This is a genomic window from Streptomyces sp. NPDC025806, from assembly GCF_055558275.1.
In genome coordinates, this window is record NZ_JBVHMU010000006.1 from 380,450 (window position 1) to 404,922 (window position 24,473).

Here is a 24,473-nt window from a genome sequence, read left to right on the forward strand (position 1 = left end):
GCGCCCGCCCAGCCCTCCGCCTTCGGCGCCTTCATGGGACGGGCCCTGCGCGGCGACTGGGCCGGCGCGGTGCAGGCCGCGCTGTGGCCGGTCGGCCTCGTCCTGTTCGCCGCCGTCGCCCTCGCCATCCCCTCGTACGGGCAGGAGCCCGGCGACGTCGTGGTCGGCTTCGGCGACCGCATGCGGCTCGCCCTCGCCGTGCTGCTCCAGGGAGTCGGCGGCGGCCTCGAACTCTCCGCGGGCGGCGGCTCCGGCAGTGGCGTTCCCGCGTACGGCGGCGGCGACTACGGAAGCGGCGACTACGGGTCGGGCGGCTCCGGTTCCGCCGCGATCTCCGTCGTCCCGCTCCTGGTGACCGTGCTGTGGATCGTCGCGCTCGTCCTCGGCACGCGCATGCTCCGCTCCCGCCTGTACGCGCGGGTCATGCCCGGGGTCCCGTACGGCGCCACCAGCGGTCTGGAGGCCGCCGTACGGGTCGCGATCGCGACGACGCTCGGGACGCTCGTCCTCGCCCTGTTCGCGCAGCCGGACATCGCCGAGGTGTCGGTGTCCTCGGCGCCGTTCCTGACGGCCTTGTGGACGCTGCTGCTCGCCCTCGTCGTCGCCGGCGGCGTCCTGCACGCCGACGACCTCAAATACCGGGTCGCCGCCGCGCGGCCGGGCGTACGGATGACCGTGGGCGCCGTCGGCACCGCCGTGCGCGCCATGGGTCTCGTCCTCGTCGTCGCGCTCGTCCTCGGCTGGATCGGGCTCGCGATCTTCGGCGAGGGCGGCGGTTCCCCGTCGGACCTCGGCGACGAGGAGTTCGGCGGCTCCGAGGCCGCCGGGGTCGGCGCCTTTCTGATGCTGCTGCCCAACTTCGCGCTCGCCGTCCTCGGCCTGTGCTGGGGCGGGTCCCTGGAGGTCGAGGCGCGCGGCACCTCCGGTTTCGGCGGCGGCTACGAGAAGGAGGCGTTCGGCCTGTCCCGGCTCGGCGACGAACTCGGCTCGGGATCCGTCGTGTACGCGCTCGGCGTCGGTCTCGTCTGCGCCCTGATCGTCGGCGTCGTCGCGGCCCGGCGCTCCGCCGACCGGCGCGAACAGCTCCTGTCCGCCGGAGTCTTCTTCGGCCTGCTCCTGCTGCTCGCCGGGATCGGCGGCCTGGGCGCCGAGTTCCGCGGCGACATCGAGCTTCTCGGCACCGGGGCCGGACAGTTCGACCTGGGGCTGAACGTGCCCGAGGTGCTGCTGTTCGGGCTGTTGTGGGTCGGCGGCGCCGCGTTCGTGGGCCCGCACGTGGCGCGCGGACTGGGCCTCACCCCGCCCACGGCGCCCCCGGCGCCGGGCCCGTACTGGCCTCCGATGCCGCCGGCGCAGGGTCCTGGCCCCATGCCGCCGGCCCCGGCCGCGTCCCCGATGCCCGCCCCGCCCACGATCCCCGAACAGGCCCCGCAGGCCCCGCAGTCTCCGCAGGATCCGCCGGGGCAAGCGCCCGTGCCGCTCCAGAAGTCCCCGGAGGCCGCGCCGGCCCCGCAGCAGCCGGACCAGCCCGAGCAGCCCGAGCAGGCCGAGCAGGTCCAGGCGCCCCAGCAGACCCCGCACACCCCGTTCCCGGCACCCGCACCCGAACCCGCGCCGCAGGCCCCGTACGACCTGCACACCGTCGGCCTCGTCGCCACCCCGCCCTACGACGGAACCCAGCCCCAGCCGCCCCGCCCCCACCGCCGCCGCGCCTGGATCTGGGCCGGCACGCTCGTCGGCGCGCTGGCGATCGGCGGCGGCTCCGCGGCCGGTGTCGTGCTGCTCCACGACGCCGGGGGCAGCGGGAAGAAGGGCGACGGCAAGGGCGCGAGCGCACAGGGCTCGCCCTCTGCCCAGCGGTCGCAGGAGTCACAGGAGTCACCGGACGCCCAGCAGTCCGCCAACGCCTCCGCCGTGACGCCCTCGGCCCCCGCGTCCGCGTCCGAGACCGCCACCGGCGAACCGACGGACATGCCGACCGTCCCCGCCGGCTACCACCAGGTCTTCGACGAACTGGGCTTCTCCTTCGTCGTCCCCGAGGTCTGGGACCGGCAGGGCGTCAAGAACGGCAGCCAGGTCACGTACGCGGGCAGCACCGGGATGTCGAACTACCTGGTCGGCGTCATCCCGGACGCCGGTTACACCTCGTACGACAACATGCTGCTGATGGAGAAGCGCCTCAAGGCGGACAAGAACAAGAAGGCGTACCAGCGCGTCGGGCTGGAGCGGAACACCTTCCAGGGGCGTGCGGGGGCCCGTTGGGAGTACACGTACGAGGACGCCTCCGGCGCCACGGTCCACTGCGTCGACCAGGCGTACGTGGCCGCCGACGGCACCGAGTACGCGATCCTGCTCACCGCCCCGGAGTCGGACTGGACCTCGGCGCAGGAGATGTACCGGATCGCGCTCGACTCCTGGCGGCTCACGGACATGGACTGAAGCGGCAGGAGTCCGGCTACAGCTCCAGACGGAAGCAGTGCCCGCGGCGCCCGGTCGGCGTCACGAACGTCTCGGCGAGATCCATGCCGAGCCGCTTCGTGACCGCGATGGACCGGGCGTTGCGCGCGTCGACCATCGCGACGACGCTCGGCACCCCGGCCGCCCGCACCCGCTCCAGCGTGGCGAGCGCCGCGGACGTCGCGTAGCCGCGGCCCCAGTGGGCGCGCCCGAGCCGCCAGCCGATCTCTATCTGCCCGGCCGGGCCCCACGCGTGCGGCCACGGCTGGGCGCCGGTGAACCCGACGACCTCGCCCGCGCCGTCCGTCATCGTCCACAGGCAGAAGCCGTGCTCGGCGTCGTGCCTGCGCTGGCGCGCCGTCAGCTCCTCGTACACGGACAGCTCGGCGGAGGCGCCGCCGTGGAACTCCATGACGTCGGGGTCGTCGAACACCCGGTGCCAGGCGAAAGCGTCCTCGTGGGTGGGGACCCGCAGATCCACGGCGGGCAGAACTCGAGTCATGGGCTGACCCTTCGGTCGGTGAGCGGTGCCGCCAAATAGACTGCCCATGTCCGTGCCGGACGGCACACCGTTTTCGACCCTTGGGGAGAACCCGCCGTGACCGAGCAGCCCAAACCCCTCTCCGAGCACAGCGCGGACGTCATCGTCGTCGGCGCAGGACCGGCGGGCTCGGCGACCGCCTACCACCTGGCGAAGGCGGGCCTGGACGTCCTGCTCCTGGAGAAGACGGCGTTCCCGCGCGAGAAGGTCTGCGGCGACGGCCTCACCCCGCGCGCCACCAAGCAGCTCGTCTCCATGGGCATCGACATCTCCGAAGAGGCCGGCTGGCTGCGCAACAAGGGGCTGCGCATCATCGGCGGCGGCGTCCGTCTCCAGCTCGACTGGCCGGAGCTCGCCTCGTACCCGGACTACGGACTCGTGCGCAAGCGCGACGACTTCGACGAGCAGCTCGCCCGGCAGGCCCAGAAGGCGGGCGCCCGCCTGTACGAGCGGTGCAACGTGGGCGCCCCCATCACGGACGAGCGCACCGGCCGGATCACCGGCGTGCACGCCAAGCTCGGCGACGAGAAGACGCCGACCACCTTCCACGCCCCGCTCGTCGTCGCCGCCGACGGCAACTCGACGCGCCTGTCGCTCGGCATGGGCCTGCACCGCCGCGAGGACCGCCCGATGGGCGTCGCGGTCCGCACGTACTTCGAGTCGCCCCGCCACGACGACGACTACCTGGAGTCCTGGCTGGAGCTGTGGGACCGGCGCGGCCCGGGCGAGGACCGGCTGCTGCCCGGCTACGGCTGGATCTTCGGCATGGGCGACGGCACGTCGAACGTGGGCCTCGGCATCCTCAACTCCTCCAAGGCGTTCCGCGAGCTGGACTGGCGCGAGGTCCTCAAGGCCTGGTGCGCGTCCATGCCGGAGGACTGGGGCTACACGCCGGAGAACATGACGACGCCGATCCGCGGCGCCGCCCTCCCCATGGCCTTCAACCGCCAGCCGCACTACACCAAGGGCCTGCTCCTGGTCGGCGACGCGGGCGGCCTGGTCAACCCGTTCAACGGCGAGGGCATCGCGTACGCCATGGAGTCCGGGCAGATCGCCGCGGACGTCATCGTGCAGGCCCACGCCCGCGCCTCGGACGCCCAGCGTGAACTGGCCCTCCAGCGCTACCCGAAGGTCCTCAAGGACACCTACGGCGGCTACTACACGCTGGGCCGCGCCTTCGTGAAGATGATCGGCAACCCGAAGGTCATGAAGATCGCGACGCAGCGCGGCCTGACCCACCCGGTCCTGATGAAGTTCACGCTGAAGATGCTGGCGAACCTGACGGATCCGACGGGCGGCGACGCGATGGACCGCATCATCAACGGCCTGAGCAAGGTCGCCCCGAAGGCCTGACGGCCTGGCCTGATTTGTCCTCGTCGGGTGCTCGGGCGCAGGGTGGACGCATGATTCTCATCGTCGTGAAGTTCACCGCCAAGCCCGAGCACGCCGGCTCCTGGCTGGAGAAGACTGCCGCGTTCACCGCGGCCACCCGCGCGGAGGAGGGCAACCTCTTCTTCGACTGGTCCCGCAGTGTCGAGGACCCGCACCAGTTCGTCCTCGTCGAGGGCTTCCGGGACGCGGCGGCGGGCGCCGCCCATGTCGCCACCGACCACTTCAAGGCCGGTCTGGAGTCGATGGCCCCGCTGCTCGCCCGCACCCCGGAGATCATCCACTGCGACATCCCGAACGAGGGCTTCGGGCCGATGGGCGAACTGGCCGTCGAGAACTGACCCTTACGCCCCCGGTTGCGCCGGTTGCGGCTTTTCACGGCAAAGGCCGCCGTGCCCCTTTCGCGGGGTACGGCGGCCTTCGTCGTATGTGTGCGGGTACCTCAGAGGACGCGGACCGCGCCGCTCGCCGGGTAGCCGGACAGGTCCTGGATGACGACGCCCTTCGAGGGGTTCGCGGCGTCCAGGTACTGGCCGTTGCCGATGTAGACACCGACGTGGTACGCCGAGCCGGCGCCGCCCCAGTACAGGAGGTCGCCCACCTGGATGTTGGAGAGGGAGACCGGGGTGCCGAAGGTGGACTGCTCCTGCGAGGTGCGGGGCAGGTCCACGCCGGCCTGGCGGAACGCGGCCTGGGTCAGACCGGAGCAGTCCCAGGAGTTGGGGCCGGTGCCGCCCATGACGTAGGCGTCGCCGAGCTGGGCCTTCAGGAAGCCGATGACGGCGCCCACGGAGCCGCTGGCGGGCGCGGGGGCCTCGGCCGTGGCGGACGCCGTGGAGAGCGTGCTGCGCTCGCTGGAGCGGGAAGCGGCGGCCTCGGCGGCCTCGCGCTCGGCCTTCGCCTTGGCGGCGGCCTCGGCCTTCTTCTTGGCCTCGGCCTTCTTCTCGGCGGAGAGCTGGTCCTTCTTCGCCTGGTCGGCGGCCTTGGCGAACGCCTCGTCGCGCTCGGCCTGGAGCTGGTAGTTCGCCGCGGCCTGCTGTGTGGCGTCCGCCGACTCGGCGACCTGCGAGGCGAGGTCGGAGGTCAGCGTGGGCATCTCGATGGTCTGCGTCACGGGCTCTGCAGCGTTCGCCGCACCGGACGCACCAGCGACTGCCAGGGTGCTGAGGACGCCACCGGTAACTCCGGCGCGCAGGGCCAGCTTCGAGGCGCTGCGGCGGGGCTTCCGGTGGCTGGGTATGTGAGCGGTGTGGGACATGAGTACAACCGCTATCAGGGCTTCACCGTTCCCTTCAAGAAACGTGTGGTGCGCCACAGTTGTGAAACCGAGACGTGAATCCCGGGCGTGGCGGCCCTTATTGACGCCGTAACGGGCAATCCGGACAGTGCCGTACAGCGCTGTGATCATTGGGTTTCCGCGATACGCCCGAATTGCCCGACGCTTACCACTCGTTGAGGCTGTTGGCCAAGCCCGGTTTCCGAGCCGTTACGTACCACGTGACGCAGGTCACACAGATACCCCTAAGGGGAGTGCTTGCGTCCACCTAGGGGTCCCCATGTCCCTCTGATGTGTGAACGGGATCCACTATCAGCCAGTCGCGTCCAGCGCCAATTTGTCTGCCGAGGCGATGGCTTGATAGTGCACCGAGGCTTCTACCAGCAGTAACGCGGCAAGTTGTCACCTCTGGTGATCACTCAGGTGCTTCGCGTGTGAAGATCACCGCTCATCCGACTTCATGATCCTTCGTCAGGTGGTGGAGATCACAAACTAGTTGGCGCACCCCGTGTCGCAGATCACAGAGTCCCGGGCATAGGATGCGGGACACGTCGGGCTTGTGACCTGCTTCACATGTAAGCGATCTTCGGATCGCGCGCAGGGGAAGAGGGGTCCCGAGTCCGTTGCAACCGCCAGCAGTCAGCGCCGACTGAGAGGAGCGAGGAGCGGTGAACGCGTATGCGCCCATCCTCGTACTGGGAGCCCTCGGGGCAGGCTTTGCGATCTTCTCCGTGGTCATGGCCACGCTTATCGGTCCAAAGCGGTACAACCGGGCGAAGCTCGAAGCGTACGAGTGCGGCATCGAGCCCACCCCCACGCCGGCCGGCGGCGGGCGCTTCCCCATCAAGTACTACCTGACGGCGATGCTCTTCATCGTCTTCGACATCGAGATCGTCTTCCTCTACCCCTGGGCCGTCTCCTTCGACGCCCTGGGGCTTTTCGGGCTCGTGGAGATGCTGCTCTTCGTGCTCACCGTCTTCGTCGCCTACGCGTACGTGTGGCGGCGCGGCGGCCTGGAATGGGACTGAGCCCCCGTACAGGGGAGGACAGGAGTCACTGAGCTATGGGACTCGAAGAAAAGCTGCCGAGCGGATTCCTGCTGACCACCGTCGAGCAGGCCGCGGGATGGGTGCGCAAGTCGTCCGTCTTCCCCGCCACGTTCGGGCTCGCGTGCTGCGCCATCGAGATGATGACGACCGGCGCGGGCCGCTACGACCTGGCGCGGTTCGGCATGGAGGTGTTCCGCGGATCGCCCCGCCAGGCGGACCTGATGATCGTCGCCGGACGCGTGAGCCAGAAGATGGCCCCCGTCCTGCGCCAGGTCTACGACCAGATGCCCAACCCCAAGTGGGTCATCTCCATGGGTGTCTGCGCCTCGTCCGGCGGGATGTTCAACAACTACGCGATCGTGCAGGGCGTCGACCACGTCGTGCCGGTGGACATCTACCTGCCCGGCTGCCCGCCGCGGCCCGAGATGCTGATGGACGCGATCCTCAAGCTCCATCAGAAGATCCAGACCTCCAAGCTCGGCGTGAACGCCGAGGAGGCGGCCCGCGAGGCGGAGGAAGCGGCGCTCAAGGCGCTCCCGACGATCGAGATGAAGGGGCTGCTGCGGTGAGCGGCGAGAACAACGGGGTGAACCCCGAGAAGGACCTCAGCGCCTCCAACCTCCCGGGGCAGCGAGGCGACCAGGGTGAGGAGATCCGCGTCCAGCGCGGCATGTTCGGCGCCAACAATGGTGGCGATACGTCGGGTTACGGCGGACTTGTCCGCTCGATCCGGCTGCCCGGCGAGGCGGTCCGCCCCTACGGCGGCTGGTTCGACGAGGTCGCCGACGAGCTGGAGGGCGCCCTGGAGGAACAGGGCCTCGTCCCCGAGAACGCCATCGACAAGACGGTCGTCGACCGCGACGAGCTCACCTTCCACATCGAGCGTGAGCACCTGGTGCGGGTCGCCCAGACGCTGCGCGACGACCCGGCGCTCCGCTTCGAACTGTGCACCGGCGTCTCCGGCGTGCACTACCCGGGGGACAAGGGCCGCGAGCTGCACTGCGTGTACCACCTGCGCTCGCTCACCCACGGCCGGCTGATCCGCCTGGAGGTGTCGCTGCCGGACACGGACCCGCACGTCCCGTCCCTGGTCTCCGTGTATCCCACGAACGACTGGCACGAGCGCGAGACGTACGACTTCTTCGGCATCGTCTTCGACGGCCACCCCGCGCTGACGCGGATCATGATGCCGGACGACTGGCAGGGCTTCCCGCAGCGCAAGGACTACCCGCTCGGCGGCATCCCCGTCGAGTACAAGGGCGCCCAGATCCCGGCTCCGGACCAGCGGAGGTCGTACAGCTGATGTCTACTCCTTCTGCATCGCCCCGCGAGACCACCGAAGGTGCCGTCTACACGGTCACCGGCGGCGACTGGGACGAGGTCGTCCAGTCCGCGGTCAAGTCCGACGACGAGCGCATCATCGTCAACATGGGTCCCCAGCACCCGTCCACGCACGGCGTGCTGCGGCTGATCCTGGAGATCGACGGCGAGACGGTCACCGAGGCCCGCTGCGGCATCGGCTACCTGCACACGGGCATCGAGAAGAACCTCGAGTACCGCACGTGGACGCAGGGCACCACGTTCGTGACCCGCATGGACTACCTGACGCCGTTCTACAACGAGACGGCGTACTGCCTCGCCGTCGAGAAGCTGCTCGGCATCACCGACGAGATCCCCGACCGGGCCTCCGTCATCCGCGTGCTCCTCATGGAGCTGAACCGGATGTCCTCGCACCTCGTCGCCATCGCCACCGGCGGCATGGAGCTCGGCGCGACCACGATCATGATCTACGGCTTCCGCGATCGTGAACTGATTCTCGACATCTACGAGCTCATCACCGGCCTGCGCATGAACCACGCGTACATCCGGCCCGGCGGACTCGCCCAGGACCTGCCGCCCGGCGCGGTGGACCAGCTGCGCGAGTTCGTGAAGAAGATGAAGAAGAACCTGCCGGAGTACGACAAGCTCGCCACCGGCAACCCCATCTTCAAGGCCCGTATGCAGGACGTCGGCTACCTCGACCTGGCCGGCTGCATGGCCCTCGGCGCCACCGGACCGATCCTGCGCTCGGCGGGCCTGCCGCACGACCTGCGCAAGACCGACCCGTACTGCGGCTACGAGAACTACGACTTCGAGATCCCGACCGCCGACACCTGCGACTCCTACGGACGCTTCCTGATCCGCCTGGAGGAGATGCGCCAGTCGCTGCGCATCGTCGAGCAGTGCCTGGACCGGCTCGCCCCGGGCCCGGTCATGGTCGGCGACAAGAAGATCGCCTGGCCCGCCCAGCTGGCCCTCGGGCCCGACGGGCTCGGCAACTCGCTCGACCACATCAAGAACATCATGGGCACCTCCATGGAGGCCCTCATCCACCACTTCAAGCTGGTGACCGAGGGCTTCCGCGTCCCGCCGGGACAGGCGTACGCCGCCGTGGAGTCGCCCAAGGGCGAGCTCGGGGTGCACGCCGTGTCCGACGGCGGCACCCGCCCCTTCCGGGTCCACTTCCGCGACCCGTCCTTCACCAACCTGCAGGCCATGGCGGCGATGTGCGAGGGCGGCCAGGTCGCCGACGTCATCGTCGCCGTCGCCTCCATCGACCCCGTGATGGGAGGCGTCGACCGGTGACCACCAGTTCTTCGGAGCAGGGCGTCAGCCTGGGCATGCCGCAACTGCCCGCGCCCGCTTACCCGGACGACGTCCGCGCCCGCCTGGAGGCCGACGCGCGCGAGATCATCGCCCGCTACCCCGGCTCCCGCTCGGCGCTCCTGCCGATGCTGCACCTCGTGCAGGCGGAGGAGGGGCACGTCACGCGCACCGGCATGCAGTTCTGCGCGGACCTGCTCGACCTCACCACCGCCGAGGTCACCGCCGTCGCGACCTTCTACACGATGTACCGCAGGAAGCCGAGCGGCGACTACCAGGTCGGCGTCTGCACCAACACCCTGTGCGCGGTCATGGGCGGCGACGCCATCTTCGAGACGCTCCAGGAGCACCTCGGCGTCGGCAACAACGGCACCACCGAGGACGGCAAGATCACGCTGGAGCACATCGAGTGCAACGCCGCTTGTGATTTCGCTCCCGTGGTGATGGTCAACTGGGAGTTCTTCGACAACCAGACGCCGCAGTCCGCCACGCGCCTGGTCGACGACCTGCGCGCCGGCGCCGAGGTGTCGCCCACCCGCGGCGCCCCGCTGTGCACCTTCAAGGAGACCGCGCGCATCCTCGCCGGCTTCCCCGACGCGCGCGAAGGCGCCGTCGAGGCCGGCGGCAGCGCGGGCCCCGCCTCGCTCGTCGGCCTGCGCCTGGCCAAGGGCGAGACCCCGCCCGCCCGCGTGGTCCACCCGCGCGCGGCGGCGCCCGAGGGCGAACAGCCCCACGAGCCCTCGCCCACCGAGCACCTGAGCTCGCACGACGCGCCGCAGGACACATCGGCCTCCGACCCCGACCACCCCGCGGGTCCGACCGCCGAGGAGGGGGAGTGATGACCTTGGCAGCCGAGATCGAGAACAACGAGTCCAGCCCCGAGAAGCTGCTCGCGCCGGTCCTGTCGGCGTTCTGGGACGAGGACCGCTCCTGGTCCCTGGACGTCTACCGCCGACACGAGGGCTACGAGGGCCTGCGCAAGGCCCTCGCGATGACGCCGGACGACCTCATCGCCTACGTGAAGGACTCGGGCCTGCGCGGACGCGGCGGCGCGGGCTTCCCCACCGGCATGAAGTGGCAGTTCATCCCGCAGGGCGACGGCAAGCCGCACTACCTCGTGGTCAACGCCGACGAGTCGGAGCCGGGGACCTGCAAGGACATCCCGCTCCTGTACGCCAACCCGCACAGCCTCATCGAGGGCATCGTGATCGCCTGCTACGCGATCCGCTCCGAGCACGCCTTCATCTACCTGCGCGGCGAAGTGGTCCCCGTACTGCGTCGTCTGCACGAGGCCGTCCGCGAGGCGTACGACGCCGGCTTCCTCGGCGAGAACATCCTGGGGTCCGGCCTCAACCTCGAACTCACCGTGCACGCGGGCGCGGGCGCGTACATCTGCGGTGAGGAGACCGCACTCCTGGACTCGCTCGAAGGACGCCGCGGCCAGCCCCGGCTGCGTCCCCCCTTCCCCGCGGTCGCCGGTCTGTACGCGTGCCCCACTGTCGTGAACAACGTCGAGTCCATCGCCTCGGTTCCCGCGATCGTGAACCGCGGCAAGGACTGGTTCAAGTCGATGGGCAGCGAGAAGTCCCCGGGCTTCACGCTCTACTCGCTCAGCGGCCACGTCGCCTCGCCCGGCCAGTACGAGGCCCCGCTCGGCATCACGCTGCGCCAGCTCCTCGACATGAGCGGCGGCATGCGGCCCGGCCACCGCCTCAAGTTCTGGACCCCCGGCGGCAGTTCCACCCCGATGTTCACCGAGGAGCACCTCGACGTGCCCCTCGACTACGAGGGCGTCGGCGCCGCCGGATCCATGCTCGGCACCAAGGCCCTGCAGTGCTTCGACGAGACCACCTGCGTCGTGCGCGCCGTCACCCGCTGGACCGAGTTCTACGCCCACGAGTCCTGCGGCAAGTGCACGCCCTGCCGCGAAGGCACGTACTGGCTCGTCCAGTTGCTGCGCGACATCGAGGCCGGCAAGGGCTCCATGGACGACCTCGACAAGCTGAGCGACATCGCCGACAACATCAACGGCAAGTCGTTCTGCGCCCTCGGCGACGGCGCCGCCTCGCCGATCTTCTCCTCGCTCAAGTACTTCCGCGAGGAGTACGAGCAGCACATCACGGGCAAGGGCTGCCCCTTCGACCCGGCCAAGTCGACCCTGTGGGCCGACCAGCACCGCACGGAGGTGAACGCATGACTGTGACCACGGGCGCTCCCTCCGGGGGCGGCGCGGCGGCGGTCCCGCCCGAGGACGTCGTCTCGTTGACGATCGACGGCATCGAGATCAGCGTCCCCAAGGGGACCCTGGTCATCCGCGCCGCCGAACTGCTCGGCATCGAGATCCCCCGGTTCTGCGACCACCCGCTCCTCGACCCGGCCGGCGCCTGCCGCCAGTGCATCGTCGAGGTCGAGGGCCAGCGCAAGCCGATGGCCTCCTGCACCATCACCTGTACCGACGGCATGGTCGTCAAGAGCCAGCTCTCCTCCCCGGTCGCCGAGAAGGCGCAGAAGGGGGTCATGGAGCTGCTGCTCATCAACCACCCCCTGGACTGCCCGGTCTGCGACAAGGGCGGCGAGTGCCCGCTGCAGAACCAGGCGATGTCGCACGGCCAGGGCGACTCGCGCTTCGAGGGCAAGAAGCGCACCTACGAGAAGCCGGTCGCGATCTCCACCCAGGTGCTGCTCGACCGCGAGCGGTGCGTCCTGTGCGCCCGCTGCACCCGCTTCTCGAACCAGATCGCGGGCGACCCGATGATCGAGCTGATCGAGCGCGGCGCGCTCCAGCAGGTCGGCACCGGCGAGGGCGACCCGTTCGAGTCGTACTTCTCCGGGAACACCATCCAGATCTGCCCCGTCGGCGCGCTGACCTCGGCGGCGTACCGATTCCGCTCCCGGCCCTTCGACCTCGTCTCCTCGCCGTCGGTGTGCGAGCACTGTGCGGGCGGCTGCGCCACCCGCACCGACCACCGGCGCGGCAAGGTCATGCGCCGCCTCGCGGCGAACGACCCCGAGGTCAACGAGGAGTGGATCTGCGACAAGGGCCGCTTCGGCTTCCGGTACGCGCAGAAGCCCGACCGGCTCACCACCCCGCAGGTGCGCGACGCCGAGACCGGTGAACTGCGCGCCGCGTCCTGGCCGGAGGCCCTGGAGGCCGCCGCGCGCGGGCTCACCGAGGCGCGCGGCCGGGCCGGTGTCCTCACCGGCGGCCGGCTCACCGTCGAGGACGCCTACGCGTACAGCAAGTTCACCCGGGTCGCGCTCGCCACGAACGACATCGACTTCCGCGCGCGCGTGCACAGCGGTGAGGAGTCCGACTTCCTCGCCGCGCGCGTCGCCGGACGGGGCCGCGACCTCGACGGCAGCGGCGTCACGTACACGAAGCTGGAGCAGGCGCCCGCCGTGCTGCTCGTCGGCTTCGAGTCCGAGGAGGAGGCGCCCGGCGTCTTCCTGAAGCTCCGCAAGGCGTGGCGCGGGCACGGCCAGAAGGTGTTCTCGCTGGCCACGCACGAGACGCGCGGCCTGGAGAAGGCGGGTGGCACGCTGCTGCCGGCTGCGCCCGGCACCGAGACCGAGTGGCTGGACGCGCTCGCCTCCGGCGTCGGCCTGGAGACCGGGGGAGCGGCCGCCGCCGAGGCGCTGCGCTCCGAGGGTGCGGTCATCGTCGTCGGCGAGCGGCTCGCGGCCGTCGCGGGCGGCCTCACCGCCGCCGTACGGGCCGCGTCCGCGACCGGCGCGCAGCTGGTGTGGATCCCGCGCCGGGCCGGTGAGCGCGGCGCGATCGAGGCCGGGGCGCTGCCCTCGCTGCTGCCGGGCGGCCGCCCTGCGACCGACCCGCGCGCGCGGGAGGAGGTCGCCGCCGTGTGGGGGGTGGCCGAACTCCCGCACAGCTACGGGCGCGACACGGGCCAGATCGTGGAGGCCGCCGCGGGCGGCGCGCTGCGGGCCCTCGTGGTGGCCGGCGTCGAGATCGCCGACCTGCCCGACCCGGCACGCGCGCGTGAAGCCCTTCACGAGGTCGGTTTCCTGGTCTCCCTGGAGCAGCGGCCGAGCGAGGTCACCGAGCACGCCGACGTCGTCCTTCCGGTGGCCGCGGTCGCCGAGAAGGCGGGCACGTTCCTCAACTGGGAGGGCCGGGCGCGGATGTTCGAGGCCGCGCTCAAGCCGGACCAGATGACCCGCCCCCTGGCGCCGACCGACCTGCGCGTGCTGCAGATGCTCGCCGACGCCATGGACGTCCACCTGGGCCTGCCGGACCTGCGTTCCGCCCGCTCCGAGCTGGACCGGCTCGGAGGCTGGGACGGACCGCACGCCACCGAGCCGCTGGAGACCGCGGTCGCGGCCCCGCGGCCCGCCGCGGGCGAGGCGGTCCTCGCCGGACACCGGCTGCTGCTCGACCTGGGCCGTCTCCAGGAGGGCGACGACGCGCTCGCCGGTACCCGGCACGCCGCCCACGCGCGCGTGTCGGCCGCGACGGCCGCCGAGGCGGGCGTCAAGGACGGCGACGTCCTCGCGGTCACCGGCAAGGCCGGCACCGTCGCACTGCCGCTCCAGGTCACGCAGATGCCCGACCGGGTGGTCTGGCTCCCGCTGAACTCCGTGGGCGGCGGCGTCGCCTCGGACACGGGCGCCGTCCCCGGCGACCTGGTGAAGATCGGCCCGGCCGTCGCAGCCGGCGCCCCGGAGGTGGAGTCATGAGCCCGACGGCACTGCACCCGCTCGCCCTCGAAGACCTGTCCATGTTCGGCCGCGACCCCTGGTGGCTGGTCCTCGTCAAGGCGGTGTTCTGCTTCGCCTTCCTGATGGTGACCGTGCTGTTCTCCATCGTGTGGGAGCGCAAGGTCGTCGCCTGGATGCAGCTGCGCATCGGCCCGAACCGGCACGGCCCCTGGGGCATGCTCCAGTCGCTCGCCGACGGCATCAAGCTGATGCTCAAGGAAGACGTCATCGTCAAGCGCGCGGACAAGGTGGTCTACGTCCTCGCGCCGATCGTCGCGGCCATCCCGGCCTTCATGGCGATCGCGGTGATCCCCTTCGGACCCGCCGACAACGAGATCTCGATCTTCGGCACGCGCACCACGATGCAGCTCACCGACCTGCCGATCGCGATGCTCTACGTCCTCGCGGTCGCCTCGGTCGGCATCTACGGCATCGTCCTCGCCGGCTGGTCCTCCGGCTCCACGTACCCGCTGCTCGGCGGCCTGCGCTCCTGCGCGCAGATGATCTCCTACGAGATCGCGATGGGCGCCGCGTTCGCCTCGGTCTTCCTGTACTCGGGCTCGATGTCCACCTCGGAGATCGTCGCCCAGCAGCACGACCGCTGGTACATCGTGCTGCTGCCCGTCTCGTTCCTCATCTACATCGTGACGATGGTCGGTGAGACGAACCGCGCGCCGTTCGACATGCCGGAGTCCGAGGGCGACCTCGTGGGCGGCTTCAACACCGAGTACTCGTCCATCAAGTTCGCGATGTTCATGCTCGCCGAGTACGTGAACATGGTGACGGTCTCCGCGGTGTCCGTGACGCTCTTCCTGGGCGGCTGGCGCGCACCGTGGCCGATCTCCACGTTCTGGGAGGGCGCGAACCACGGCTGGTGGCCGATGCTCTGGTTCGTCGTCAAGGTCCAGCTGCTGCTGTTCTTCTTCATCTGGCTGCGCGGCACGCTCCCGCGTGTGCGCTACGACCAGCTGATGAAGCTCGGCTGGAAGGTCCTCATCCCGGTCTCCGTGGTGTGGCTGATGCTCGTCGCCACCGTGCGGACGCTGCAGAACGAGAACTACGACTTCGCCGAGATCGCCCTCTACGTGGGCGGCGGCATCCTCGTGCTCCTGCTGCTCTCGTTCGTCGTGGACATCTTCCGCGACCGGGGCGCCAAGCAGGCCGAGGCCGAGGCGGCGGCGAAACCGGCGGCCTTCGACCCGATGGCGGGCGGATTCCCGGTGCCACCGCTGCCCGGACAGTCCCTGCCGCCCGTGCCGCGCCGACGCTCGCGCCGCGAGGGCGAGTTGATTGTCAGTGGCGGCCCCGATACTCAGAGTGACGCGTCACTCGGCGGATCTCGTGACGGAAAGGAGGCGTCCGATGGCTGACGAGAAGAACGAGATGAGCGAGAAGAACGAGAAGGACACAGCGCCCGGGTTCATGAACCCTGTCGCAGGCTTCGGCGTGACCTTCAAGGCCATGTTCAAGAAGCGGCTGACCGAGCAGTACCCGGAGCAACCGAAGACCACTGCTCCCCGCTTCCACGGCAGGCACCAGCTCAACCGCCATCCGGACGGCCTGGAGAAGTGCGTCGGCTGCGAGCTGTGCGCGTGGGCCTGCCCGGCGGACGCCATCTACGTGGAGGGCGCGGACAACACGGAGGAGGAGCGTTACTCCCCGGGTGAGCGCTACGGCCGCGTCTACCAGATCAACTACGCCCGCTGCATCCTGTGCGGCCTGTGCATCGAGGCGTGCCCCACGCGCGCGCTGACGATGACGAACGAGTTCGAACTCGCGGACAGCAGCCGGGCCAACCTGATCTACACCAAGGAGCAGCTGCTCGCCGGCCTCGAAGACACCATGGTCGACACCCCGCACGCGATCTACCCGGGGATGGACGAACAGGACTACTACCGGGGCCTGGTGACCGAGGCCGCGCCCGGCACCGAGCGCCAGGTGGCCGTCTCCAAGGGCGAGAAGCCTCAGGAAGAGGAGGTGGAGGCATGAGCGCGCAACTGGCCGCCTACACCACCTCGACCGGTGAAGCCTTCCAGTTCTGGGTCCTCGGCACCGTCGCCGTCATCGGCGCCCTGTGCACGATCCTGATGAAGAAGGCCGTGCACAGCGCCCTGTGCCTGGCCGGGACCATGATCATCCTCGCGGTGTTCTACCTGGCCAACGGGGCGTACTTCCTGGGCATCGTCCAGATCGTCGTCTACACGGGCGCGATCATGATGCTGTTCCTCTTCGTGGTCATGCTCGTCGGTGTCACCGCCGCCGACTCCCTGAAGGAGACCATCAAGGGGCAGCGCTGGCTCGCCGCCCTGTGCGGGATCGGCTTCGGCGTCCTGCTGATCGCGGGGATCGGGAACGCGTCGCTGACGCAGTTCACCGGCCTCGGCCAGGCGAACGCGAACGGGAACGTGGAGGGCCTCGCCGCCCTCATCTTCACCAAGTACGTCTTCGCCTTCGAGATCACCGGCGCCCTGCTCATCACGGCGACCGTCGGCGCGATGGTGCTCACGCACCGGGAGCGCACCGAGCGGGCCAAGACCCAGCGCGAGCTGGCCGAGCAGCGCGTCCGCGAGGGCAAGCACCTGCCGCCGCTGCCCGCCCCCGGCGTCTACGCCCGGCACAACGCGGTGGACATCGCGGGCCTGCTGCCCGACGGCACCCCGTCGGAGCTCACGGTCATGCAGACGCTGCGCGAGCGCGGCCAGATCCGGGACGTGTCCGGTGAGGCGCTCAGCGACCTCAAGGCCCTGGAGCAGCGTTCGGCCGAGCGGCTGGAGCGCGGCTCCCGCGACAAGGCAGAGGAGGCGTCGAAGTGAATCCGGTCAACTACCTGTATCTCGCCGCCCTGTTGTTCACGATCGGCGCCACCGGCGTGCTCATCAGGCGGAACGCGATCGTCGTGTTCATGTGCATCGAGCTGATGCTGAACGCGTGCAACCTCGCGTTCGTCGCGTTCTCCCGGATGCACGGCAATCTCGACGGCCAGATCATCGCGTTCTTCACGATGGTCGTCGCCGCCGCGGAGGTCGTGGTCGGGCTCGCGATCATCGTGTCGCTGTTCCGTACCCGCCACTCGGCCTCGGTCGACGACGCCGGCCTGATGAAGCTGTAAGGGGTCGCAACCAGTGGAGAACTTGATTGCGCTGCTGGTAGCGGCGCCACTGCTCGGAGCGGCCGTCCTGCTCTGCGGCGGACGGGCACTGGACCGGGTGGGTCATCTGCTCGGCACCGTGTTCGCGGCCGCCTCCTTCGTGATCGCCGTCGTGCTCTTCTCCGATCTGCTGGGCAAGGGCCCGGAGGACCGCACGCTCGCCCAGCACCTGTTCAGCTGGATCCCCGTCGAGGGCTTCCAGGCGGACGTCGCGTTCCAGCTCGACCAGCTGTCGATGACGTTCGTGCTGCTGATCTCCGGTGTGGGCACGCTGATCCACATCTACTCGATCGGGTACATGGAGCACGACGAGCGGCGCCGCCGCTTCTTCGGCTACCTGAACCTGTTCCTCGCGGCGATGCTCCTGCTGGTGCTCGCCGACAACTACCTGCTCCTGTACGTCGGCTGGGAGGGCGTGGGCCTCGCCTCGTACCTGCTCATCGGCTTCTGGCAGCACAAGCCGAGCGCGGCCACCGCCGCGAAGAAGGCGTTCCTGGTCAACCGTGTCGGCGACATGGGCCTGTCGATCGCGATCATGCTGATGTTCACGACCTTCGGCACCTTCGCCTTCGGCCCCGTGCTCGGCAGCGTCGGCGACACCTCCGAGGGCAAGCTCACCGCGATCGGCCTGATGCTGCTGCTCGCCGCGTGCGGCAAGTCGGCGCAGGTGCCGCTGCAGTCCTGGCTCGGGGACGCGATGGAGGGCCCGACCCCGGTCTCGGCCCTCATCCACGCCGCGACCATGGTGACCGCGGGTGTCTACCTGATCGTCCGCTCCGGCGCGATCTTCAACGGGGCGCCGGACGCCCAGCTGGTCGTCACCATCGTCGGTGCGGTCACGCTGCTGTTCGGTGCGATCGTCGGTTGCGCGAAGGACGACATCAAGAAGGCGCTGGCCGGCTCGACGATGTCGCAGATCGGCTACATGATCCTCGCCGCGGGCCTCGGCCCCATCGGCTACGTGTTCGCGATCATGCACCTGGTGACGCACGGCTTCTTCAAGGCCGGGCTCTTCCTCGGCGCCGGTTCGGTCATGCACGGCATGAACGACGAGGTCGACATGCGCAAGTACGGCGCCCTGCGCAAGTACATGCCGGTCACCTTCGTGACGTTCGGCCTCGGCTACCTGGCCATCATCGGCTTCCCGGGCCTGTCGGGCTTCTTCTCCAAGGACAAGATCATCGAGGCGGCCTTCGCGAAGGGCGGGACCGAGGGCTGGATCCTCGGCTCCGTCGCGCTGCTGGGCGCCGCGATCACCGCGTTCTACATGACCCGCGTGATGATCATGACGTTCTTCGGCGAGAAGCGCTGGCAGCCGGACGCGGACGGCCACGAGCCGCACCCGCACGAGTCGCCCTCGTCCATGACGATCCCGATGATCGTCCTCGCGTTCGGCTCGGTCTTCGCCGGTGGCTTCTTCTCCCTCGGGGACCGCTTCCTCAACTGGCTGGAGCCGGTCACCGGTCACGACCACGGGCACGCGCCGATCAGCGCGGCCGCGGTCACCGGGGCCACCATGGTGTGCCTCGTGATCGGCGTGGGCATCGCCTGGCTCCAGTACGGGCGCCGCGCGGTCCCCGTCGTCGCCCCGCGCGGCTCGCTGCTCACCCGGGCCGCCCGCCGCGACCTCCTCCAGGACGACTTCAACCACGTCGTCCTCGTACGCGGCGGCGAGCACCTCACCCGCTCGCTCGTCTACGTGGACCACACCCTGGTCGACGGGGTGGTCAACGGGACGGCGGCCTCGGTCGGCGGACTCTCCGGCCGGCTGCGCAAGCTCCAGAACGGCTACGTGCGCTCGTACGCCGTCTCGATGTTCGGCGGTGCGGCACTCATCGTCGCCGCGACCCTGCTGATGAGGGCGGTCTGATACCGATGTCCTTTCCTCTGCTGACAGCGACGGCGGCGCTCCCGGCCGTGGGGGCGATCGTCACGGCCGCCGTGCCGGCGAAACAGCGCACCGCGGCCAAGTGGCTCGCGCTGCTGTTCTCGGTCGCGACACTCGCGGTCGCGGCGGTGGTCGCGGTCCGCTTCGACCCGACCGGCGACCGCTACCAACTCACCGAGTCCCACACCTGGATCAAGGACTTCGGCGTCCGCTACGAGCTGGGCGTGGACGGCATCGGGGTGGCGCTCATCGCGCTGACCGCGCTGCTCATCCCGTTCGTGATCCTGGCCGGCTGGCACGACGCCGACCCCCAGGAGACCGGCAGCTCACGCTGGCGGCCGACGCAGGGCTTCTTCGCCCTGATCCTCCTGGTCGAGGCGATGGTGATCCTCTCCTTCGAGGCCACCGACGTCTTCCTCTTCTACATCTTCTTCGAGGCCATGCTCATCCCGATGTACTTCCTCATCGGAGGCTTCGGGGACCGCGCGGGCCCGCACGGCGAGAAGGAGGCCGCGACCCAGCGCTCGTACGCGGCGGTCAAGTTCCTCCTCTACAACCTCGTCGGCGGCCTCATCATGCTGGCGGCCGTCATCGGCCTCTACGTGGTCGCGGGGAACTTCTCGCTCCAGGAGATCGCCACCGCCCGCGCGAACGGCTCCCTGGAGATGGCGACCAGCACCGAGCGCTGGCTCTTCCTCGGCTTCTTCTTCGCCTTCGCGGTGAAGGCCCCGCTGTGGCCGCTGCACACCTGGCTGCCGAACGCGATGGGCGAGGCCACGGCCCCGGTCGCCGTGCTCATCACGGCCGTGGTCGACAAGGTCGGCACCTTCGCGATGCTCCGTTTCTGCCTCCAGCTCTTCCCGGAGGCCAGCAAGTGGGCGACGCCGGCGATCCTCGTCCTGGCGCTCATCAGCATCGTCTACGGGGCGCTGCTCGCCGTCGGCCAGCGCGACATCAAGCGCCTGGTCGCCTACGCGTCGATCTCGCACTTCGGCTTCATCATCATGGGCATCTTCGCGATGACCAGCCAGGGCCAGTCCGGCGCGACGCTCTACATGGTCAACCACGGCATCTCGACGGCCGCGCTCATGCTGGTCGCCGGATTCCTGATCTCGCGCCGCGGCTCGCGCCTCATCGCCGACTACGGGGGCGTGCAGAAGGTCGCCCCGGTGCTCGCCGGCACCTTCCTGATCGGCGGCCTGGCGACCCTGTCGCTGCCCGGACTCGCCCCGTTCGTCAGCGAGTTCCTGGTCCTGGTCGGCACGTTCACGCGCTACCCGGTCATCGGGATCATCGCGACCTTCGGCATCGTCCTCGCCGCGCTCTACACGCTGGTCCTCTACCAGCGCACCATGACCGGCCCGGTGAAGCCGTCGACCGAGGGCATCACGGACCTCCGGGTGCGTGAGCTCGCGGTCGTGGTCCCGCTGATCGGCGTACTGATCTTCCTCGGTGTGTACCCGAAGCCGCTCACCGAGCTGGTGAACCCGGCGGTCAAGCACACCCTGTCCGACGTCCACAAGAAGGACCCGAAGCCGGAAGTGGAGGCGGCTCACAAATGAGTGCTCTCGTGACTGCCCCGACCGTCCACACCCTGTGGACAGCGGCGGCCGACCCGATCGCGAAGATCGACGCGCCGAAGATCGAGTACGCGCAGCTGTCCCCGACGCTGATCGTGATCGGCGCCGCGGTCCTCGGCATCCTCGTCGAGGCCTTCGTCCCGCGCAGGCAGCGCTACTACGCGCAGGCATTCCTGGCGATCGTCGCGATCGCCGCCGCGTTCGCGGCCGTCGTCGGCCTCGCCGCCGGCGGATACGGGACGACCAAGGCGCACATCGCGGCCATGGGCGCGATCGCCGTCGACGGACCGGCCCTCTTCCTCCAGGGGACCATTCTGCTCGCCGGACTCGTCTCGATCTTCACGTTCGCCGAGCGTCGGCTCGACCCGGAGGCGCACGGCAACCGCGTCGACTCGTTCGCCGCGCAGGCCGCCGCCGTGCCCGGCAGCGACAGCGAGAAGGCCGCGGTCAAGGCCGGGTTCACCACCACCGAGGTGTTCCCGCTCGCCCTGTTCGCGATCGGCGGCATGCTGGTCTTCCCCGCGGCGAACGACCTGCTGACCCTGTTCATCGCCCTGGAAGTCTTCTCGCTCCCGCTGTACCTGCTGTGCGCCGTGGCCCGCCGCAAGCGGCTCATGTCGCAGGAGGCCGCGGTCAAGTACTTCCTGCTCGGCGCCTTCGCCTCCGCGTTCACCCTCTTCGGCATCGCGCTCCTGTACGGCTACGCGGGCTCCGTCTCGTACGCCACGCTGGCCGAGGTCGTCGACGGCACCGTGCCGACCGTGAACCCGGCCCTCGCCGACACGATGGGCAACGACGCGCTGCTGCTCATCGGCATGGCGCTGGTCGTCATGGGGCTGCTCTTCAAGGTCGGCGCCGTGCCGTTCCACATGTGGACGCCCGACGTCTACCAGGGCGCCCCGACGCCGGTCACCGGCTTCATGGCGGCGGCCACCAAGGTCGCGGCCTTCGGCGCCCTGCTCCGGCTGCTCTACGTGGTGCTGCCGGGGATGCGCTGGGACTGGCGGCCGGTCATGTGGGCTGTGGCGATCGTCACGATGCTCGCCGGTGCGGTCGTCGCCATCACGCAGACCGACATCAAGCGGCTCCTCGCGTACTCGTCGATCGCGCACGCCGGCTTCATCCTCGCCGGTGTCATCGCGACGACCCCGCAGGGCGTCTCGTCGGTCCTCTTCTACCTCGCCGCGTACTCCTTCGTGACCATCGGCGCCTTCGCCGTCGTCACGCTGGTGCGCGACGCGGGCGGCGAGGCCACGCACCTGTCGAAGTGGGCGGGGCTCGGCCGGCGCTCGCCGCTGGTCGCCGCCGTCTTCGCCGTCTTCCTCCTCGCCTTCGCCGGCATCCCGCTGACCTCCGGCTTCGCCGGAAAGTTCGCGGTGTTCAAGGCGGCGGCCGAGGGCGGGGCGGGCGGTCTGGTCGTGGTCGGTGTGATCTCGTCCGCGATCGCCGCGTTCTTCTACATCCGCGTGATCGTCCTCATGTTCTTCAGCGAGCCCAAGGCGGACGGCCCGACCGTGGCCGTGCCGTCGCCGCTGACCATGATGACGATCGGTGTGGGTGTGGCGGTCACGATCGTGCTGGGCCTCGCGCCGCAGTACTTCCTGGACCTGGCGAGCCAGGCCGGGGTGTTCGTGCGGTAGCGCGGTCCTCGTTCGACCGTGTGTTCCTGTGCCCGGTGCCCTTGGGAGGGGGCGCCGGGCACCGGCATGTCCCGAGCCGCGTCCCGAGCCTGTGGATAACTTCGAGGGTTGTCGGTCCGGCCCCCTATCGTGGGTGCAGAGGTCGAGGCAGAGGTCGAGGCAAGGGGTCGGGGATGACGACGGGACAGAGGGTATGACTGAGGTGACGGAGCGCGAGGCCGTGCAGAGCGAGGCCCTCGCCACGCTCCACCGGGTGTTCGGCTACGACGCTTTCCGCGGTGAGCAGGAAGCGGTCATCGAGCACGTGGTGAGCGGCGGCGACGCGGTCGTGCTCATGCCGACCGGCGGCGGAAAGTCGCTGTGCTACCAGATCCCGGCCCTGGTCAGACCCGGTACGGGCATCGTCGTCTCGCCCCTGATCGCGCTCATGCAGGACCAGGTGGACGCGCTGCGGGCGCTCGGCGTGCGCGCCGGGTTCGTGAACTCGACGCAGGACTTCGACGAGCGCCGCACGGTCGAGGCCGAGTTCCTCGCGGGCGAGCTGGACCTGCTGTACCTGGCGCCCGAGCGGCTCCGTCTGGACTCCACCCTCGACCTCCTCTCGCGCGGCAAGATCTCCGTCTTCGCCATCGACGAGGCGCACTGTGTGGCGCAGTGGGGCCACGACTTCCGTCCCGACTACCTCACCCTGTCGGTGCTCGGGCAGCGCTGGCCGGACGTGCCGCGCATCGCGCTGACGGCGACCGCGACGCACGCGACGCACCAGGAGATCACCCAGCGGCTCGGCATGCCCGACGCCCGGCACTTCGTCGCGAGCTTCGACCGCCCCAACATCCAGTACCGGATCGTCCCCAAGGCCGACCCGAAGAAGCAGCTCCTGTCCTTCCTGCGCGCCGAGCACGAGGGTGACGCGGGCATCGTCTACTGCCTGTCGCGCAAGTCGGTCGAGGCCACCGCCGAGTACCTGTCGAAGAACGGGATCGAGGCCGTGCCGTACCACGCGGGCCTCGACGCGGGCACGCGTGCGGCGCACCAGTCGCGGTTCCTGCGCGAGGAGGGCCTCGTCGTCTGCGCGACCATCGCGTTCGGCATGGGCATCGACAAGCCGGACGTGCGCTTCGTGGCCCACCTGGATCTGCCGAAGTCCGTCGAGGGCTACTACCAGGAGACCGGCCGCGCGGGCCGCGACGGCCTCGCCTCCACGGCCTGGATGGCGTACGGGCTCCAGGACGTCGTGCAGCAGCGCAAGCTGATCAACATGGGGGAGGGCGACGAGGCGTTCCGGCGCCGGGCCTCCTCGCATCTGGACTCGATGCTGGCGCTGTGCGAGACGGCGCAGTGCCGGCGCGCCCAGCTCCTCACGTACTTCGGGCAGGAGGCCACCGAGTCCTGCGGCAACTGCGACACGTGCCTGACCCCGCCGGAGACCTGGGACGGGACCGTCGCCGCGCAGAAGATCCTCTCCACCGTGGTGCGGCTCGACCGGGAGCGGCGGCAGAAGTTCGGCGCGGGCCAGATCATCGACATCCTGCTCGGCAAGCGCACCGCGAAGGTGATCCAGTTCGACCACGACCAGCTCTCCGTGTTCGGCATCGGCGAGGAGCTGGCCGAGGCCGAATGGCGGGGCGTGGTGCGGCAGTTGCTGGCGCAGGGGCTGATCGCGGTCGAGGGTGAGTACGGGACGCTCGTGCTCACGGAGGAGAGCGGGTCGGTGCTCGGGCGGGAGCGGGAGGTGCGGCTGCGCAAGGAGGCGAAGCCGGTGTCCGCTCCGCGGGCCCGGCGGTCGAAGTCCGGGGGCGGTACCGCTGCCGCGGCGGCCGAGCTGCCCGCCGAGCTGGTGCCCGTCTTCGAGGCGCTGCGGGCCTGGCGGGGCGCCCAGGCGAAGGAGAACGGGGTTCCGGCGTACGTCATCTTCCATGACGCGACGCTGCGGGAGATCGCGGTGCGCCGGCCGGCGTCGGTCGCGGAACTCGGCACGATCGGTGGCGTCGGCGAGAAGAAGCTCGCGACGTGGGGGGAGGGCGTCCTCGCCGTTCTGGCCGGCCTCGACGGTGCCGAGGCGCCGTCCGCGCCGGAGCCCGAACCTCTCGACGAGGCCGAGCCTCCGGAGGACATCGACTGGTGACCCGGGGGTGGGGTGCGGGTT

At 70.1% G+C, this 24,473-nt stretch carries 20 protein-coding genes; 18 read left to right on the top strand and 2 right to left on the bottom strand.

The features are described from left to right. Positions 1-33: 33 nt before the first annotated feature. Complete coding sequence (locus ACZ4E1_RS17270) at positions 34-2,439, top strand: hypothetical protein (protein WP_467539985.1); 2,406 nt, start codon at positions 34-36, stop codon at positions 2,437-2,439. 16 nt (positions 2,440-2,455) lie between these two features. Here ACZ4E1_RS17270 and ACZ4E1_RS17275 read toward each other — a convergent pair whose 3' ends face one another. Then, the gene (locus tag ACZ4E1_RS17275) at positions 2,456-2,959 is read right to left on the bottom strand and encodes a GNAT family N-acetyltransferase (protein ID WP_467539927.1); all 504 of its coding nucleotides are present in this window, start codon (positions 2,957-2,959) and stop codon (positions 2,456-2,458) included. Between the two features lie 96 nt (positions 2,960-3,055). On the opposite strand from ACZ4E1_RS17275, the gene ACZ4E1_RS17280 reads away from it, so the two are divergent. Together ACZ4E1_RS17280 and ACZ4E1_RS17285 are read left to right on the top strand one after the other, a co-directional pair. Beyond that, positions 3,056-4,351 (top strand): geranylgeranyl reductase family protein, encoded by a 1,296-nt coding sequence (locus ACZ4E1_RS17280; RefSeq protein WP_467539928.1) that lies wholly within the window; start codon positions 3,056-3,058, stop codon positions 4,349-4,351. A gap of 50 nt (positions 4,352-4,401) precedes the next feature. Further along, positions 4,402-4,728 carry a putative quinol monooxygenase gene (locus tag ACZ4E1_RS17285; protein WP_467539929.1) on the top strand — a complete coding sequence of 109 codons (327 nt, stop codon included), beginning with the start codon at positions 4,402-4,404 and terminating at the stop codon, positions 4,726-4,728. Between the two features lie 101 nt (positions 4,729-4,829). Here ACZ4E1_RS17285 and ACZ4E1_RS17290 read toward each other — a convergent pair whose 3' ends face one another. Then, the gene (locus ACZ4E1_RS17290; protein WP_467539930.1) at positions 4,830-5,645 is read right to left on the bottom strand and encodes a C40 family peptidase; all 816 of its coding nucleotides are present in this window, start codon (positions 5,643-5,645) and stop codon (positions 4,830-4,832) included. 686 nt (positions 5,646-6,331) lie between these two features. On the opposite strand from ACZ4E1_RS17290, the gene ACZ4E1_RS17295 reads away from it, so the two are divergent. The 15 genes from ACZ4E1_RS17295 to recQ all read left to right on the top strand — a co-directional run bounded on the left by ACZ4E1_RS17295 (position 6,332) and on the right by recQ (position 24,452). Continuing rightward, entirely contained in the window at positions 6,332-6,691 is a 360-nt protein-coding gene (locus ACZ4E1_RS17295; RefSeq protein ID WP_003956195.1) for an NADH-quinone oxidoreductase subunit A, read from the top strand. Positions 6,692-6,726: 35 nt separating this feature from the next. Beyond that, positions 6,727-7,281 (top strand): NuoB/complex I 20 kDa subunit family protein, encoded by a 555-nt coding sequence (locus ACZ4E1_RS17300; RefSeq protein WP_016640165.1) that lies wholly within the window; start codon positions 6,727-6,729, stop codon positions 7,279-7,281. Then, positions 7,278-8,015, top strand: a complete 738-nt coding sequence (locus tag ACZ4E1_RS17305; RefSeq protein WP_188337456.1) for an NADH-quinone oxidoreductase subunit C — start codon at positions 7,278-7,280, stop codon at positions 8,013-8,015. The genes ACZ4E1_RS17300 and ACZ4E1_RS17305 overlap by 4 nt, the downstream gene beginning before the upstream one ends. Continuing rightward, positions 8,015-9,337 (top strand): NADH-quinone oxidoreductase subunit D, encoded by a 1,323-nt coding sequence (locus ACZ4E1_RS17310; protein WP_188337455.1) that lies wholly within the window; start codon positions 8,015-8,017, stop codon positions 9,335-9,337. Before ACZ4E1_RS17305 ends, ACZ4E1_RS17310 begins: the two co-directional genes overlap by 1 nt. Beyond that, complete coding sequence (gene nuoE / locus ACZ4E1_RS17315; RefSeq protein ID WP_467539931.1) at positions 9,334-10,194, top strand: NADH-quinone oxidoreductase subunit NuoE; 861 nt, start codon at positions 9,334-9,336, stop codon at positions 10,192-10,194. The genes ACZ4E1_RS17310 and nuoE overlap by 4 nt, the downstream gene beginning before the upstream one ends. Beyond that, positions 10,191-11,552, top strand: coding sequence for an NADH-quinone oxidoreductase subunit NuoF (gene nuoF / locus ACZ4E1_RS17320; RefSeq protein ID WP_467539932.1), 1,362 nt, complete (start codon positions 10,191-10,193; stop codon positions 11,550-11,552). Before nuoE ends, nuoF begins: the two co-directional genes overlap by 4 nt. Beyond that, positions 11,549-14,050 carry an NADH-quinone oxidoreductase subunit G gene (locus ACZ4E1_RS17325; RefSeq protein ID WP_467539933.1) on the top strand — a complete coding sequence of 834 codons (2,502 nt, stop codon included), beginning with the start codon at positions 11,549-11,551 and terminating at the stop codon, positions 14,048-14,050. Before nuoF ends, ACZ4E1_RS17325 begins: the two co-directional genes overlap by 4 nt. After that, positions 14,047-15,441: an NADH-quinone oxidoreductase subunit NuoH gene (nuoH, locus tag ACZ4E1_RS17330; RefSeq protein ID WP_467539934.1), complete on the top strand. Its 1,395-nt coding sequence runs from the start codon at positions 14,047-14,049 to the stop codon at positions 15,439-15,441. Before ACZ4E1_RS17325 ends, nuoH begins: the two co-directional genes overlap by 4 nt. Next, positions 15,434-16,060, top strand: coding sequence for an NADH-quinone oxidoreductase subunit NuoI (gene nuoI / locus ACZ4E1_RS17335; RefSeq protein WP_467539935.1), 627 nt, complete (start codon positions 15,434-15,436; stop codon positions 16,058-16,060). The genes nuoH and nuoI overlap by 8 nt, the downstream gene beginning before the upstream one ends. Further along, positions 16,057-16,884, top strand: a complete 828-nt coding sequence (locus ACZ4E1_RS17340; RefSeq protein ID WP_467539936.1) for an NADH-quinone oxidoreductase subunit J — start codon at positions 16,057-16,059, stop codon at positions 16,882-16,884. The genes nuoI and ACZ4E1_RS17340 overlap by 4 nt, the downstream gene beginning before the upstream one ends. Next, positions 16,881-17,180, top strand: coding sequence for an NADH-quinone oxidoreductase subunit NuoK (gene nuoK, locus ACZ4E1_RS17345; RefSeq protein ID WP_161299832.1), 300 nt, complete (start codon positions 16,881-16,883; stop codon positions 17,178-17,180). The genes ACZ4E1_RS17340 and nuoK overlap by 4 nt, the downstream gene beginning before the upstream one ends. Before the next feature lie 13 nt (positions 17,181-17,193). After that, on the top strand, positions 17,194-19,089 hold the full coding sequence (gene nuoL, locus ACZ4E1_RS17350; protein ID WP_467539937.1) for an NADH-quinone oxidoreductase subunit L: 1,896 nt from the start codon (positions 17,194-17,196) through the stop codon (positions 19,087-19,089). A 5-nt stretch (positions 19,090-19,094) separates the two neighbouring features. Continuing rightward, on the top strand, positions 19,095-20,669 hold the full coding sequence (locus ACZ4E1_RS17355) for an NADH-quinone oxidoreductase subunit M (protein ID WP_467539938.1): 1,575 nt from the start codon (positions 19,095-19,097) through the stop codon (positions 20,667-20,669). Positions 20,670-20,677: 8 nt separating this feature from the next. Continuing rightward, on the top strand, positions 20,678-22,327 hold the full coding sequence (gene nuoN, locus ACZ4E1_RS17360) for an NADH-quinone oxidoreductase subunit NuoN (protein ID WP_467539939.1): 1,650 nt from the start codon (positions 20,678-20,680) through the stop codon (positions 22,325-22,327). A gap of 193 nt (positions 22,328-22,520) precedes the next feature. Continuing rightward, positions 22,521-24,452, top strand: coding sequence for a DNA helicase RecQ (gene recQ / locus ACZ4E1_RS17365; RefSeq protein ID WP_467539940.1), 1,932 nt, complete (start codon positions 22,521-22,523; stop codon positions 24,450-24,452). Positions 24,453-24,473 lie beyond the last annotated feature (21 nt).

What these genes read in the sequence shown, in the direction of transcription:
- ACZ4E1_RS17270 (WP_467539985.1), top strand. Translation starts at nt 34, where the DNA reads ATGGGACGGGCCCTGCGCGGCGACTGGGCCGGCGCGGTGCAGGCCGCG.
- ACZ4E1_RS17275 (WP_467539927.1), bottom strand. Translation starts at nt 2,959, where the DNA reads ATGACTCGAGTTCTGCCCGCCGTGGATCTGCGGGTCCCCACCCACGAG.
- ACZ4E1_RS17285 (WP_467539929.1), top strand. Translation starts at nt 4,402, where the DNA reads ATGATTCTCATCGTCGTGAAGTTCACCGCCAAGCCCGAGCACGCCGGC.
- ACZ4E1_RS17290 (WP_467539930.1), bottom strand. Translation starts at nt 5,645, where the DNA reads ATGTCCCACACCGCTCACATACCCAGCCACCGGAAGCCCCGCCGCAGC.
- ACZ4E1_RS17300 (WP_016640165.1), top strand. Translation starts at nt 6,727, where the DNA reads ATGGGACTCGAAGAAAAGCTGCCGAGCGGATTCCTGCTGACCACCGTC.
- ACZ4E1_RS17310 (WP_188337455.1), top strand. Translation starts at nt 8,015, where the DNA reads ATGTCTACTCCTTCTGCATCGCCCCGCGAGACCACCGAAGGTGCCGTC.
- ACZ4E1_RS17325 (WP_467539933.1), top strand. Translation starts at nt 11,549, where the DNA reads ATGACTGTGACCACGGGCGCTCCCTCCGGGGGCGGCGCGGCGGCGGTC.
- nuoH (WP_467539934.1), top strand. Translation starts at nt 14,047, where the DNA reads ATGAGCCCGACGGCACTGCACCCGCTCGCCCTCGAAGACCTGTCCATG.
- nuoI (WP_467539935.1), top strand. Translation starts at nt 15,434, where the DNA reads ATGGCTGACGAGAAGAACGAGATGAGCGAGAAGAACGAGAAGGACACA.
- ACZ4E1_RS17340 (WP_467539936.1), top strand. Translation starts at nt 16,057, where the DNA reads ATGAGCGCGCAACTGGCCGCCTACACCACCTCGACCGGTGAAGCCTTC.
- ACZ4E1_RS17355 (WP_467539938.1), top strand. Translation starts at nt 19,095, where the DNA reads ATGTCCTTTCCTCTGCTGACAGCGACGGCGGCGCTCCCGGCCGTGGGG.
- recQ (WP_467539940.1), top strand. Translation starts at nt 22,521, where the DNA reads ATGACTGAGGTGACGGAGCGCGAGGCCGTGCAGAGCGAGGCCCTCGCC.